Annotated in this window: 16 protein-coding genes; 9 read left to right on the top strand and 7 right to left on the bottom strand. The window is 71.2% G+C overall.

Annotation, left to right across the window (positions count from 1 at the left end; genetic code table 11):
- Positions 1-29: 29 nt before the first annotated feature.
- Positions 30-395 carry a cupin domain-containing protein gene (locus MUN76_RS08930; protein WP_244684035.1) on the bottom strand — a complete coding sequence of 122 codons (366 nt, stop codon included), beginning with the start codon at positions 393-395 and terminating at the stop codon, positions 30-32.
- 197 nt (positions 396-592) lie between these two features.
- Between MUN76_RS08930 and MUN76_RS08925 the strand changes: the two genes are divergently transcribed.
- The 9 genes from MUN76_RS08925 (at position 593) to MUN76_RS08885 (ending at position 9,188) form a co-directional block, all read left to right on the top strand.
- Complete coding sequence (locus tag MUN76_RS08925) at positions 593-1,414, top strand: IclR family transcriptional regulator (protein ID WP_244684034.1); 822 nt, start codon at positions 593-595, stop codon at positions 1,412-1,414.
- A 67-nt stretch (positions 1,415-1,481) separates the two neighbouring features.
- Entirely contained in the window at positions 1,482-2,489 is a 1,008-nt protein-coding gene (locus tag MUN76_RS08920) for a C-terminal binding protein (protein WP_244684033.1), read from the top strand.
- On the top strand, positions 2,479-3,222 hold the full coding sequence (locus MUN76_RS08915) for an SDR family oxidoreductase (RefSeq protein ID WP_244684032.1): 744 nt from the start codon (positions 2,479-2,481) through the stop codon (positions 3,220-3,222). Before MUN76_RS08920 ends, MUN76_RS08915 begins: the two co-directional genes overlap by 11 nt.
- Positions 3,219-3,881: a bifunctional 4-hydroxy-2-oxoglutarate aldolase/2-dehydro-3-deoxy-phosphogluconate aldolase gene (locus MUN76_RS08910; RefSeq protein ID WP_244684031.1), complete on the top strand. Its 663-nt coding sequence runs from the start codon at positions 3,219-3,221 to the stop codon at positions 3,879-3,881. Before MUN76_RS08915 ends, MUN76_RS08910 begins: the two co-directional genes overlap by 4 nt.
- On the top strand, positions 3,878-4,837 hold the full coding sequence (locus tag MUN76_RS08905) for a sugar kinase (RefSeq protein WP_244684030.1): 960 nt from the start codon (positions 3,878-3,880) through the stop codon (positions 4,835-4,837). Before MUN76_RS08910 ends, MUN76_RS08905 begins: the two co-directional genes overlap by 4 nt.
- Before the next feature lie 311 nt (positions 4,838-5,148).
- On the top strand, positions 5,149-6,465 hold the full coding sequence (locus MUN76_RS08900) for an ATP-binding protein (protein ID WP_244684029.1): 1,317 nt from the start codon (positions 5,149-5,151) through the stop codon (positions 6,463-6,465).
- Positions 6,462-7,361, top strand: a complete 900-nt coding sequence (locus MUN76_RS08895) for a tetratricopeptide repeat protein (protein WP_244684028.1) — start codon at positions 6,462-6,464, stop codon at positions 7,359-7,361. The genes MUN76_RS08900 and MUN76_RS08895 overlap by 4 nt, the downstream gene beginning before the upstream one ends.
- On the top strand, positions 7,346-7,834 hold the full coding sequence (locus tag MUN76_RS08890) for a hypothetical protein (RefSeq protein WP_244684027.1): 489 nt from the start codon (positions 7,346-7,348) through the stop codon (positions 7,832-7,834). The genes MUN76_RS08895 and MUN76_RS08890 overlap by 16 nt, the downstream gene beginning before the upstream one ends.
- 16 nt (positions 7,835-7,850) lie before the next feature.
- Complete coding sequence (locus MUN76_RS08885) at positions 7,851-9,188, top strand: tetratricopeptide repeat protein (protein ID WP_244684025.1); 1,338 nt, start codon at positions 7,851-7,853, stop codon at positions 9,186-9,188.
- 265 nt (positions 9,189-9,453) lie between these two features.
- Here the strand turns inward: MUN76_RS08885 and MUN76_RS08880 are convergent, their stop codons facing one another.
- From MUN76_RS08880 to paaB, 6 genes are all read right to left on the bottom strand, one after another.
- Complete coding sequence (locus tag MUN76_RS08880) at positions 9,454-9,807, bottom strand: hotdog fold thioesterase (RefSeq protein ID WP_429953366.1); 354 nt, start codon at positions 9,805-9,807, stop codon at positions 9,454-9,456.
- A 106-nt stretch (positions 9,808-9,913) separates the two neighbouring features.
- Positions 9,914-10,711: an enoyl-CoA hydratase/isomerase family protein gene (locus MUN76_RS08875; RefSeq protein ID WP_244684023.1), complete on the bottom strand. Its 798-nt coding sequence runs from the start codon at positions 10,709-10,711 to the stop codon at positions 9,914-9,916.
- Positions 10,712-10,740: 29 nt separating this feature from the next.
- A complete protein-coding gene (gene paaE / locus MUN76_RS08870; protein WP_244684022.1) occupies positions 10,741-11,850 on the bottom strand; it encodes a 1,2-phenylacetyl-CoA epoxidase subunit PaaE in 1,110 nt (369 codons plus the stop codon).
- A 117-nt stretch (positions 11,851-11,967) separates the two neighbouring features.
- Positions 11,968-12,474, bottom strand: coding sequence for a 1,2-phenylacetyl-CoA epoxidase subunit PaaD (paaD, locus tag MUN76_RS08865; RefSeq protein WP_429953365.1), 507 nt, complete (start codon positions 12,472-12,474; stop codon positions 11,968-11,970).
- On the bottom strand, positions 12,471-13,331 hold the full coding sequence (gene paaC, locus MUN76_RS08860; protein WP_244684020.1) for a 1,2-phenylacetyl-CoA epoxidase subunit PaaC: 861 nt from the start codon (positions 13,329-13,331) through the stop codon (positions 12,471-12,473). Before paaC ends, paaD begins: the two co-directional genes overlap by 4 nt.
- Positions 13,328-13,633, bottom strand: a complete 306-nt coding sequence (paaB, locus tag MUN76_RS08855) for a 1,2-phenylacetyl-CoA epoxidase subunit PaaB (protein WP_244684019.1) — start codon at positions 13,631-13,633, stop codon at positions 13,328-13,330. The genes paaC and paaB overlap by 4 nt, the downstream gene beginning before the upstream one ends.
- Positions 13,634-13,667 lie beyond the last annotated feature (34 nt).

The following is a 13,667-nucleotide window of genomic DNA, read 5'->3' as shown; positions in this document are numbered from 1 at the left end:
CGATCCTCGGATGGGCGCGGGGCCTGGGGTCAGGCCTGAGTCTGGGTGATGATGTACAGCTTGCGCGAGGTCTCGGTCACGTCCCAGACGACGTGCGATCCGTCGGGGAGGGAAACGAAGCTGCCGGCGGTGATCTCGACGACCTCGCCGGACTCCCGGGTGATGGTGCCGGATCCGCTGAGGAAGTACATGAACTCGGAGACGCCCACCTTGCTGGAGTGGAAGCTTCCGGGGGTGATCTCCCACACGCCGATCTCAGTCGTGGCGTCCTCGTGGAGCACGAGCTCGGACGCCTCGGGGGTGCCGGAGATGAGCCGAGCAGGGTTCGCACTCTCGCCGAGCACTGCGGTGGCGAGATCTCCCCGGCTGACCGGGTCGAACGGGAATGCAGTCATGAGATGTGAACCCTTCTGGCGACGTCGCCCGGAGTGCAGGTGACGCGATCTTTCAATTAAATTTGAAACACTGTCTCATAAATGGTGAAATGTTGTCAACACGAATCGAACCGACCCCCGTCGGTTCGTAAGATGAGAGGGTGTGCTGCCGCCTCGCGAGGATGCGAGGGTCTGCCACCGAGAAAGGCGGAGATCGAATGGCTGGACGCGTGATTTCAACGGGCGGGCTGACGTCCGGAGAACGGGTCACCGGAACCCAGAGCCTCGAGAAGGCGGTGGACATCCTCGAGTACATCGCCGCCGCGCCGCGGCCGGGCGTGACGCTCGCCGAGTGCACCGGGATCCTCGGGTTCAGCAAGGCGACGACGCAGCGGATGCTCCTCACGCTCGCCCGCCGGAACCTGCTGCACTTCGACGAGGAGCTCGGCGTGTACTCGCTCGGCATGCTCACCGCGAAGCTGGGGTCGGAGTACCTGAGCCGGCTTGACACCCGCAAGGCCGCGCTCCCCGTGCTGCGCGACCTGGTCACGGAGTCGGGCGAGACCGCGCACCTCGGGGTGCTCTCCGGTACCGACGTCGTCTATATCGAGCTCGTCGACAGCCCGCAGCCCATCCGCATCTTCAGCAAGGTCGGCGACTCGATCCCCGCCTACGCCACGGCGATCGGCAAGGCGATCCTGGCGCAGCTGCCGAGCGACGTGCGGCAGGAGCACCTGCCCGAGGTGCTCTCGGGCCGCACCTCCCGCACCATCACGACCTTCGAGGCGCTCCACCTCGACCTGGCGCAGACGCGGGAGCGCGGGTACGCCATCGACAACGGCGAGAACCGCGACGGGATCCGCGGCTTCGCCGCCCCCATCTACGACTTCACCGGCAGTGTGTGCGCGGCGTTGAGTCTCGCGGGCCCGACCGCCCGCATCGACTCCGAGGAGACCGAGCAGCGCTTCGGTGCAATGGTCGGTCGTGCCGCCCGCCGAGTCTCCCAGGTGCTCGGAGCGCCCGAGGTGCTCACGGCCTGAGGCCGCTTTGCGTTTCCATCGAAATATGAAATGATGTTTCAAAATTTCGATTCCGATGGAGGCATCAGTGCAGCAGCAAGCGCGGCGAGTGGTGATCACGGACTGTGATCACGGCAGTGTGGAGATCGAGCGGGAGGTCGCCGAGCGGTATGGCTTCGAGCTGATCCTCGCGTCCTGCGCCACTGCGGACGAGGTCATCGCCGCGGGTCGCGGGGCCACGGCGCTGCTCACGCAGTACGCCCCGGTGACGGACGCGGTGCTCGCGGCTCTTCCAGGGCTGGCCGCCGTCGGCCGCTACGGGGTGGGCGTCGATACCGTCGACGTCGATGCGGCGACCGCGCACGGCGTCGCCGTCTGCAACGTGCCCGACTACGGCACCGAGGACGTCAGCGACCACGCCATCGCCCATGCGGTGTCCCTGATGCGAGGACTCCCCGCACTCGACAAGGGGCTCCGTCGCGGGGAGGCGCAGCTCGATCCCGTGCGGCCGCTGCACCGGTTCTCGGCGTCGACGTTCGCCGTGTACGGCCTGGGCCTGATCGGTGAGGCGACGGCGCGAAAGGCGCGCGGCCTCGGCTTCCGGGTCATCGGCACCGACCCGCGATTCGCTCCGGGATCGACCACCCCCGACGGCACCGAGGTCGTGTCACCGGAGGAGCTGCTCGCACAGGCGGATCTGCTGTCGCTCCACCTCCCGCTGATCCCGCAGACCCGGCACCTGATCAACGACGAGGCCTTCGCGCGCATGCGGCGCGGCGTGAAGATCGTGAACACCTGCCGGGGCGGGGTGATGGACACCGCCGCGCTCGTGCGCGCGCTCGGGAGCGGGATCGTCGCGGGCGCCGGGCTCGACGTCTTCGAGGAGGAGCCGCTGCCGGTGACGAGCCCGCTCGTCGCGTTCGACCAGGTCATGCTCACCCCCCACGCCGCGTGGTACAGCGAGGAGTCCTTCGCCGAGCTGAAGCGCCGCGCGATGGAGAACATTCTCGACGTCTGCGAGGGCCGCGTGGTCGCCAACACCGTGAACGCCGCGGCGCTCAGCGGCCGCGCTCAGGGGGCGAGCGATGTTCGATAGCACGCTCAGCGGCCGGACCGCTGTGGTCACCGGCGCCTCGCGCGGCATCGGCGAGGCGATCGCCGGTGCGCTGCTGCGCAGCGGCGCCGACGTGACGACGCTCCAGCGCAGTGCACCGTCGCCGGACCTGCAGCAGCTCGCCGCCGACGAGGGGCGCGCGCTCGCGCACGTCGCCGTCGACTTCGCCGATGCGGCCTCGATTCGCGACGCGATCGACACGATCGGCGCGGTCGACATCCTGGTGAACAACGCGGGCACGCAGATCCGGCACGACTCGGTCGCCTTCCCGCTCGAGGACTTCAACCGGGTCATGGCGATCAACACGAGCGCGGTGTTCCAGCTCAGCCAGGGCTTCGGTGCGCACATGGTCGAGCGCGGGCAGGGCAAGATCGTCACGCTCGCCTCGCTGCTGTCGTTCCAGGGCGGCATGCGGGTGCCCGCCTACGCCGCCTCCAAAGGCGCGGTCGCGCAGCTCGTGAAGGCGCTCAGCAACGAGTGGGCCGGGCGCGGGGTGAACGTCAACGCCATCGCTCCGGGGTACGTCGAGACCGAGATGAACGAGGCGCTGCTCGCCGACGCCGAGCGGTTCCGCCAGCTCAGCGAGCGGATCCCGGCCGGACGGTGGGCGCGGCCCGAGGACATCGCGAGCGCGGTCGTATTCCTCTGCACCCCCTACGCGGACTATATCCACGGCACGGTGCTGCCCGTCGACGGCGGATGGCTCGGCCGATGAGCGCCGAGACCAGGCGGCCGATCCCGGAGTCGCTCCGCACCTCGCCGGTCGTCGCCGTGCTGCGCGCCGCCGACGCCGCGGCCTACACGCCCGTCATCGACGCGCTCCTCGCCGGGGGTGTCACGCACCTCGAGGTCACGCTCAGCACGCCCGGCACGCTCGAGGCCGTGCCTCGGCTGATCGAACGCTTCGGTGCGACCGCGCAGATCGGGATCGGCACCGTCACCGACGAGGGGCAGGCGCGGCGTGCCGTGGCCACCGGGTGCGGCTATCTCGTGACCCCCACGACCAACGCCGCGGTGATCGGCGTCGCCGTGGACGCGGGCTTGCCGGTGTTCCCGGGCGGCTTCACCCCGACGGAGCTGCAGGCCGGCTGGGCCCTCGGTGCCACCGCGGTCAAGGTGTTCCCGGCGTCGCAGCTCGGCCCGGGGTACGTGGCGGATCTCCGGGGGCCGTTCCCCGGCATCGAGGTCGTGCCCTCGGGTGGCGTGAGCATCGACGGAGCGCTCGACTGGCTCCGGGCCGGCGCGTGCGCGGTGAGCCTGGGCGGTCCGCTGCTGCAGGACGCGTTCCGGGGCGGCGATCTCGCCGCGCTGACCGCGCGCGCACGTGAGCTCACGGCGCGCATCGCGGACGCCGGGTTCGGGGGTGCGCGATGATCCGTCCCGGCACGCAGCCCTACGTCCTCACGATCGGGGAGTCGATGGGGCTGCTGCGCCAGCAGCAGCCGGGCCGCCTCGTGACGCAGCGCGCGCTGGAGTTCGGCTTCGGCGGCGCCGAGTCGAACGTCGCGATCGGGCTCAGTCGGCTCGGGATCGACGCCGTGTGGTGCGGGCGCCTGGGCGATGACAGCGTGGGCGAGTTGATCGAGCGGGAGCTCCGCGCCGAGGGGGTGCAGCCCTGGGTGATCCGGGATCCCGACGCGCCGACCGGTCTCATGCTGAAGGAGCGCCCGACGAGCGGCACCTCGAAGGTCGTGTACTACCGGAAGCACAGTGCGGGATCCCGCCTCGCTCCCACCGACGTGCCCGACGCCCTCATCGAGCAGGCGGCACTGGTGCACGTCACCGGGATCACGCCCGCGCTCTCCGAGTCGGCCTCGGAGGCCACGGAGTCGACGCTGCGCCGGGCCCGTGCCGCCGGGGTGCTCACATCGATCGACCTCAACTATCGTGCCGCCCTCTGGAACCGGGTGGATGCGGCGGCGCGGCTCACCGAGCTCGTGGCGCTCGCCGACATCGTGTTCGCGGGCGACGACGAGGCGGCGATCCTGCTGGGCCATCGCTCCGTGCCGGAGCTGGCCGCGGGGCTGCGGGCGCTCGGCCCGCAGGAGGCCGTCATCAAGCTGGGCGAGCGGGGGTGCTTCGCGTCCGCGGGCGAGCAGACCCTGGAGCGCGCCGCCGTGCCGGTCACCGCGGTCGACACGGTCGGGGCGGGAGACGCCTTCGTCGCGGGGTACCTTGCGGAGCGACTCGCGGGATCCTCGCTGCCGCTGCGCCTCGAGACCGCGGTGACGGCCGGGGCGTTCGCCTGCCTCACCGCCGGGGATTGGGAGGGGCTGCCGCGCAGGCAGGATTTCGCACTGCTCGGCGCTGTGGATCCCGTGCAGCGCTGAGCGCGGCGGGTGCGTGCACCCCGCGCCTCCGCTCGCCGCGCTTCCGCTCGCCGCGCTTCCGCTCGCCGCGCTTCCGCGCCACTTAGGGCGGAGATCTCACCAATTGCGGACGGTTTCCTGGCATCCGCTCCGATATTCCTGAGATCTCCGCCCTAAGTGGCGAGGGGCGGGGTTGACCGGCGCGGACGAGAGCGGGGTGGACGAGGTTGGATCGGCGCGGTGCGCGAAGCACGCCGCCCACCGCCGGCACCACCCCCACCGCGCGCCGATCCGCATCTGACAGAATCGGAGGCGACACGAAGGGGAGCGCGATGCAGAACGATGACTTTCTCGAGGTGATCGGGGCCGAAGTGGCGGCGGATCCGCAGAATCTCTCCCTGCGTGAGGACTTCGTAACGCTGCTGCTGCAGCACGACGTGGATCGCGCGGCCGAGGAGCTGCAGGCGTTCGAGGCGCACGGCGCGGATCCCGCGCGCGTGAAGCTGCTTCGCGCGCGCCTCATGGCGGTGCGGATGCGCGGCGGTGGGCCGAGCGAGGCCCCGCGGGACACGCGCACGCCGCCGCCCGCCGCCCCGCCCGCAGCCCCGAGTGAGCGGTTCCCGGGTCGAACGTCCGGACCGACCGGAACCACACCAGCCCCGATCCCCGCCCCCAGCGCGGACGACGCGAGTGGACCAGGCGGAGGCGTCGGGATCGGCGGCTCGGCGGGTCCCGCGGACGGACAGGCCCCATCGCAGCCGGGGCTCTGGGACGCCGAGCGCCCCGCGGTGACCCTCTCCGACGTCGCGGGCCTCGCCGAGGTCAAGCAGCACCTCGACTCGACCTTCCTCGCGCCGCTGCGCAACCCCGAGCTGGCGGCCGCCTTCGGGCAGACGGCCGGCGGCTCGCTGCTCATGTACGGCCCGCCCGGGTGCGGCAAGACCTACATCGCGCGGGCGATCGCGGGCGACCTCGGCGCGTCGTTCATCCACGTCACCCTCGCCGACCTGCTGAGCAAATGGATCGGGGACAGTGAGAAGGCGATCCGGAGTGTGTTCCACGATGCTCGTGCAGCCTCGCCGTGCGTGATCTTCTTCGACGAGTTCGACGCGCTGGGAGGTCGTCGCTCGTCGGGCGGCGGCGGTTCGCAGTCGATGCGCATGATCGTCACCCAGCTGCTCGAGGAGCTCGACGGGGTGTCGAGCCAGAACGAGGGCGTCTACTTCCTCGCCGCGACGAACCGGCCGTGGGACATCGATCCCGCGCTGCGCCGCCCCGGGCGCATCGACAAGACCGTGCTCGTGCTGCCTCCCGACACCGTCGCGCGGGCCGCGATCCTGCAGGGAGACCTCGCGGGCAAGCCCGCCGACGACGTCGATGTGGTCGCGGTCGCGGAGGCGACCGACGGCTTCTCGGGCGCCGATATCGCGCAGGTCGGGAAGATCGCGCTGCAGCAGTCGATGACGGCCTCGATGAGCGCCGGCAAGATCATCCCCGTGACGACGCAGGCGCTGCTCGATGCGGCCGCCGGGATCACGCCGTCGACGACCTCCTGGTTCGATCAGGTCGCCCCGGTGATCGAGTACGGCGTCGACGACGGCACCTTCGACCAGCTGCGGGCCTATCGGGTGCAGCGCGGCATGCGATGAACGCCTGGAACCCGTTCGGGAGGTCCGCGGCAGCCGGGCAACCGGGGCAAGCGGGCCCTGGAGCATCGGGGCAGCCGGGATCGCCGGGGGATCCCGATGCGCCCCCGGTCTGGGCCGACGGCGACCTCGAGCAGGCGGCGATCGAGCGGGATCGCGACCTCGCCTGGGAGCTGTTCGAGGTGCAGCCCACCCACGCGCGCATCCCGGAGCTCGCGCAGCGCGTCCTGCTCCGCGAACCCACGTTCACCGGCATGGTCATTCTGCTCGCGCTCCACCGGAAAGCCTGCGGCGACCTCGACGAGGCGCGGCACCTGCTTCGCGACCTCCTCGGACGGCAGGATCGCCAGTACCTGAGCGCCCTGCGGATCCTCCGTGACCTCGAAGCCTCCGACCGCAACCACGTGGAGGCCCTCCGCCTCGCCGACCTGGTGCTCCGTGAGGATCCGGAAGCCGACTGGATGGACCGCATGGTGCGCGCCAACGGCCTGATCTTCACGGGCGACCCCGAGGAGGGGTGGCGGTGCATCGACGACGCCGTCGCGCTCAGCGCGCGCACCGATCCCGAGCGGCACACCCGCGCGCTGGCCCAGCGGGCCGCGCGCTTCCTATCGACGGGGGCGCCCCCCGAGCGCTTCCTCCCCGCGGCCGAGGCGGCCATCGCCGCGAGCCCGACCGAGCCCGTGCTCTCCACCGCGCTCGCGTACGCCTATCTCTTCGACTACCGCGCGGCGGAGGCGGAGGCCCTGCTGCGCCGCGTGCTGCGGGAGGATCCGACCGACACTGTCGCGCAGAGCGGGGTGATCATCGCGCGGGGGTTCCTCGGCCCGATCGAGCGGGGCGAGGCCACGATGGAGGACCTCCGCGCGGGGGCGCCGGCGAGATGGCCTGGCGCATGATGTCGGAGCAGCTCTTCGAGATCGGACTCGACGATGCACTCGCCGCGCTGAACCGGGTGCTGCCGCGCGCGCTCGTCCGGGTGCTCCGGGGCCGACTGCGGACGGGGCTGGCGAAGGCGACCCGCGGCGATGCGACGCTGCTGTCGTGGCACGACGGGCAGGATCCCGGCACCGGTGACGCCTGGGGCGCCGAGGGGCCCGCGCGCCTGATGTCGTCGGCCGAGATCGACGCGATGGAGGACGCCATCGAGCGGGATCCCGCCGCCTGGCCCGAGTGGAGCACCGAGGGCGAGTACTTCACGATCATCGCGACGGACGACAACGGCGCGTTCCTGTTCGAAGGCACGGGCGGTCGGCTATTCGAGCGCGGTGCCGGCGTCGAGGATCGTGAGGTCGCGGCGAGCCTCGCGGACTGGATCTGGGACCGGATCGTGGCGTTCGGCGGCGAGGAGCGACGGCCGGGCCGTGCCTGACGGGAGAGGGTGAGGCATGTCTGAGACAGGTGACGCACGCGATATCGAACGCGAGTCGATCGAGCGGGACCGGGATCTCGCCTGGGAGCTCTACGACTTCCAACCGGAGCATCCGCGGATCCCGGAACTGACCCAGGGTGTGCTCGCGCGGGAGCCGTCGTTCACCGGCATGATCATCCTCCTCGCCCTGCACCGGGAGGCGTGCGGTGAGGTCGCGGAGGCCCGGCGGCTGCTGCAGGAGTTGATGGGCCGTCGGGATCGCCAGTACGTCAATGCCGTCAAGAAGCTGCGGGATCTCGAGTTCTCCGACGAGCGGTACGAGGAGGCGCTGCGGCTCGCCGAGATCGTGCTCCGGGAGAGCGGCGAGGTCGACTGGCTGGATCTCATGGACCACGCGAGCGCGCTGATCTTCACGGGGCAGCGCGAGGAGGGCTGGCGACGCATCGACGCGGCGGTCGAGCACTGCGCGCGCGTCGACACCGGGCGCTACGCCGACGCGCTCGGCCAGCGCGCCGCGCGGCTGCTCGCCTCGGGGGCTCCGCCCGAGCGGTTCCTCCCCGCGGCCCAGGAGGCGGTGGCGGCCGACCCGAGCGAGCCGCTCCTCGCGACCACACTGGGTTTCGCGTATCTCACCGATTACCGGGCGGACGACGCGGAGGAACTGTTCCTGCGAGTGCTGCGCGAGGATCCCACGGACTCGGTCGCCCACATCGGCCTCACGCTCGCGCGCGCGTTCCTCGAGCCGATCCGGAACGGCACGCACACGATGGACGATCATCGCGCCGCCGGTTCCGGGGAGATGGCCTGGCGGATCCTGCGCGATCAGCTCTTCGGGACCGGGATCCCGGAGGCGCTGTCGGCCCTCGACGAGGTGATGCCCGAGGATCTGCGGCGATCCCTCCGGGCGCCCCTCGGCCGGGACGCGGCACGGGAGAGCGGCGGCGACGACACGCTCCTCGCCTGGCACGATGGGCAGGAACCCGGCGCGGGTGCGGGTGCTGCTGCGGCTGCTGGGTCCGATGCCGGTGCGGGTGCTGGATCCGATGCCGGTGCACCGTCGCTCTGGGGCACGCGTGAGCGATTTCGGTTGATGAGCGCGGCCGAGATCAGCGCGATGGACGATGCGATCGAGGCGGATCCCGCCGCCTGGCCGCAGTGGCAGGCCGAGGTCTCCTATGACACCCAGCTCTGCACCGATGACGCCGGGGTCTACCTGATCGAGGGCTACGCCGGCCGGATCTACCGGCGCGGTCCCGAGGGCGAGGACCAGGAGGTCGCCGCGAGCCTGGCCGACTGGCTGTGGGATCGGGTGGCGGCGTTCGGCGGTGCAGATCCGCGGCCGGATCGCGGCTGAGCCCTCGGGATCGCGGCTGAGCCCTCGGGATCCCGGCTGAGCCAGGGCCCGTGCTGTGCGGGTTCGGGCGACCGTGCGGGTTCGGGCGGCCGTGCGGTTTCGGGCGACCGTGCGGTGTCGGGCGGCCGCCCTGCAATTGCGCAGGAGATGTCAATCATTGCGGCGGGATCCGCGGGAACCCGCCCGTCATGCGTGAGATCTCCTGAGTGATTGACGCCTGATCCCGAGTCAGCGCCCGATCCCGAACCAGCGACCCGCAGCGCCCCTACCGCGCGGGCATGTCCTTGATCAGGTTCGAGATGCGCATGGTGCAGCACCGCCGCCCCTGCTCATCCGTCACGACGATCTCGTGCACCGCGAGCGTGCGGCCCAGGTGGACCGGGGTGCACACACCCGTGACGTAGCCCTCGGTCGCCGAGCGCGTGTGCGTCGCGTTGATGTCGATGCCGACCGCGAGTCGGCCCGGCCCGGCGTGCAGATTCGCGGCCATGGAGCCGAGGGACTCGCCGAGCACCACGTACGCGCCGCCGTGCATGTAGCCGACCGTCTGCCGGTTGCCGTGCACGGGCATGCGCCCGACGGTGCGCTCGATCGTGTACTCGAGGAACTCGATGCCCATCGCGTCCGCGAGCTCTCCCGAGCCGTTCTCGGCGACCCAGTTGCGCGCCTCGGGCGTCGAGTCTGCGCTGGTCTCGGGTGTGGTGTGGGCGTTCATCCCGCCCACCCTACTCGCCCGCCGCATCAGATGCCGCCGTACCGCCGCCGAACACCGGCCGCCGTTTCTCCTGGAACGCGGCGAAGCCCTCGCGGTAGTCCGCGGTGTCGCACAGCGCGGCCTGGGCGCGGTTCTCGTCCGACATCGAGGCCCAGAGCCCCACGCGCCGATCCCGCAGCTCCTCGACGAGCGCCTTCGACGCGAGGAACGCCTGCGTCGCCCCGGTCGACGCCCGCGCGGCCGCCTCGCGTGTCGCCGCCAGCACCTCGTCGTCGGGGAAGGCCCGGGAGAACAGCCCAGCGGCGACGGCCTCGGCTCCCGACATCAGCCGCCCCGTGTAGATGAGGTCCAGCGTGCGGTGGGCGCCCAGGCGCTCGAAGAACAGCGCGTGCCCGCCCGAGTCCAGGGTCGCGCCGAGGTTGGCGAACGGGCTGCCGATCTTCGCGGACTCGGCGACGTAGACCACGTCGGTCGCGATGAGCAGCCCGAGCCCGACCCCGAGGCACGCGCCGTGGGCGACCGCGAAGGTCGGCGCGGGGAATCGGCTCATCTGCTCCATGAGGGGCTGGATCAGGCCCTCGAGGTACCCGATGACGTCGTCCCCGCGAGGATCCACCCCCGAGATGTCGCGCCCGGCGCAGAACGCACGGCCCTCGCCGCGCAGCACGAGCGCGCGCACGCCGGCTCGCTCTGCCTCGGTGTAGGCCGCGGAGAGCTCGCGCACCTCCTCGGGGCCGAGGGAGTTCAGGCGCTCGGGGGCGTCGAGGACGACCTCGGCGACGCCGTCGGTGATGGTCAGGGTGATCATGAGGGGTCCTTTGCTCGAAGCCGCACGGATCACGCGTCGTAGTCGACGACGACCGTGTCGGACTGCGGGTGGGACTGGCAGGTGAGCACGTAGCCGCGGTCGATCTCGTCGGCCTCGAGCGCGTAGTTCTCGGTCATCGAGACCGATCCGGTGACCACGCGCGCGCGGCAGGTGCCGCAGACGCCGCCGGCGCACGCGAACGGCACGTCGGGGCGCACGCGGAGCGCCGCGTTCAGGATCGTCTCGTTCGCGCTCACGGGGCTGTCGACCGACACCGACGTGCCGTCGAGGGTGAAGTCGATCCGGTACGTATTCTCTCCCTCGCGCACCTTCACGGGGCGGGCGCGGGTGGGCGCGGCGCCCGGCTCACCCGTCGAGAACAGCTCGAAACGCACGTGCGAGGGATCCACCGCGTGCTCGGCGAGCAGATCCCGGCACAGCTGCACCAGTTCGAACGGCCCGCACAGCACCCACTCGTCGGCCATGCCCACGGGGATCACGGAGCTCAGGATCGTGCGCAGGCGCTCCTCGTCGAGGCGTCCCGACATGATCGGCGCCGAGCGCTGCTCGCGCGAGAGCACGTGGTGGATCGCGAAGCGCCGCGGGTAGCGGTCCTTCAGGTCCGCGAGCTCCTCGACGAACATCACGTCGAGCGAGGAGCGGTTCGTGAAGAGCAGGTCGAAGCGGCTCGTCTCGCTCTGCTGCAGCACCCGGTGCGCCATCGTGATGATGGGCGTGATCCCGGATCCCGCCGCGATGCCGACGACGTGACGGCCGTCGAGCTCGCGCAGATTCGAGGTGAAGGCGCCCTGCGGGGTCATCACCTGCAGGGTGTCGCCGGCGGCGAGCTCGGTGTTCGCCCAGTTGGAGAAGAGGCCGCCGAGGTCCTGCTTGATCGCGACGGAGATCCGGCCGTCGGCCGGCGGACGGCAGATCGAGTACGAGCGCCGCACGTCCTCTCCGTCGATGGTGGTGCGCAGCGCGAGGTACTGCCCGGCGAGGTAGTTGAATTCGCCCGCGAGGTCGTCGGGCACCTCGAAGGTGACCTCGACGCTCGTGTCGGTCAGCGGGCGCACTTCGGCGACCGTGAGCTCGTGGAACGTCGCGCGCTTCTTTGCGCCGAGGTTGGTGGCGGCCATGGGATCCCTTTCGTGGCGGAGCCTGGTGGGCGATCGAGCCTGGTGGGCGATCGAGCCTGATGTGCGGTGAAGTCTGGGGTGGCCGGGCAGGTGGTACCCGGTCGTGCGGCGAGGCGCCTAGTGGACCTTGAAGTAGTCGAACGGCTCGAGGCAGGCGGTGCACTCGTAGAGCGACTTGCACGAGGTCGAGCCGAAGCGCGCGATCTCGCGGGTGCTGGTGGAGTGGCAGCGCGGGCACTTCACCGCCATCTGCACGAGCACCGGGCCCTGGCGGCCGGCGGCGCGGAAGTTCGGCGGTGCGATGCCGTACTCCTCGAGCTTGTGCTTGCCCGCCTCGCTCATCCAGTCCGTGGTCCACGCGGGCGAGAGGGTGTAGTCGACCTCGACCCGCTCGTAGCCGGCCTCGCGCAGCTTGGACGTGACGTCGTCCCGCATCTGGTCGATCGCCGGGCAGCCGGAGTAGGTCGGGGTGAGCACGACGCGCACGCCGTCGGAGCCGACGGAGGCCGAGCGCAGCACGCCCAGATCCTCGATGGTCAGCACCGGCACCTCGGGATCCGGCACCTGCGCCGCGATGTCCCAGACCCGCGCGGCGGCGGGGTCGGCGGGGCGGAGCGTCGTCACCATGATGCTCCGGGGTGGCGGCGCGGCAGCCACTGCAGCTCGGTGAGCAGGTGGCCCATGAGCGTGCTGTGGATTCCGGATCGGCCCTGCGCCCACGCGGGCTGCGCCTGCGGGATCTCGAGTGCGGCCTCCGAGAGCACCGTCGACACGGTGCGGTCGAATCCGGCCCGCAGCGAGGAGGGGCGCGGCACGGCCCCGGTCAGCCGCTCGGTGAGCTCGTCGTCGACGAAGAGCTCGTCGACGTACGGCCACACGTCGCGGAGCGAGATGATGATGCGGCGACGCGACTCGTCGGTGCCGCCCGCGAACCGCAGGATCCATTGCGCCGAGTGATCCAGGTGGTAGCGCACCTCGCGCTCGGCCTTGCCGGCGATCGCGCGGAGCGTGGGGTCGGTGCTCTGCTGCAGCTCGCGGTAGAGCTCGGCCTGGTACGCGGAGAAGAGGAACTGGCGCGCGATCGTGTCGCCGTAGTGCCCGTTGCGCTGCTCTACGAGCCAGCAGTTGCGGAATTCGTGCTCGTCGCGCCAGAACGCGAGGTCGTCCTCCGACCGCCCGGACGCGGTGCCGGCGAAGTGCAGCAGCGCGCGGGCGTGCCCGAGCAGGTCGAGAGCGATGTTGCTGAGGGCGAGATCCTCCTCGAGTTCCGGGCCCTTCGCGACCCACCAGCCGAGCTGCTGCGACAGGATCAGCGCGTCGTCGCCGAGGCGCATCGCGTACTCGGCGATGTCGGGGGTGGCGGTGGTGCCGGATCCCGGCAACTCGTCGGCGAGGCGGAGCTCGTCGACGCTCACGTCGCCGTGGCCGTGCAGATCACCGTGGGGATCCGCGTGCGGATCGAGTTCGACGTCGTGGCTCACAGGTGCTTCACCCCCTCCGCACGCGTGTAGTACACCGCGTGGCGGTAGTTCTTCCCGGCCGGCGACTCGAAGAAGACGCCCTTGGAATCGGGGTCGCTCGTGGTGATCGCCGCGGCGGGCACCACCCAGATCGAGACGCCCTCGTTGCGGCGCGTGTAGAGGTCACGCGCGTTGCGCAGCGCCATGGCCTCGTCGGGGGCGTGCAGGGATCCCGCGTGGACGTGGCTCAGGCCGCGGTTCGCGCGGATGAACACCTCCCACAGGGGCCAGGCCTCGGTGCCCGCTTCGCCGGGTGTCGACATCCTTGTCTCCTTCAGTGTCGTGCAGTGTCTCGCA

The sequence above is a fragment of the Leucobacter rhizosphaerae genome, assembly GCF_022919175.1.
GTDB lineage: Bacteria > Actinomycetota > Actinomycetes > Actinomycetales > Microbacteriaceae > Leucobacter > Leucobacter rhizosphaerae.
Note: the sequence above shows the minus strand (reverse complement) of the source record. Positions and strands in the feature narration are given on the sequence as shown.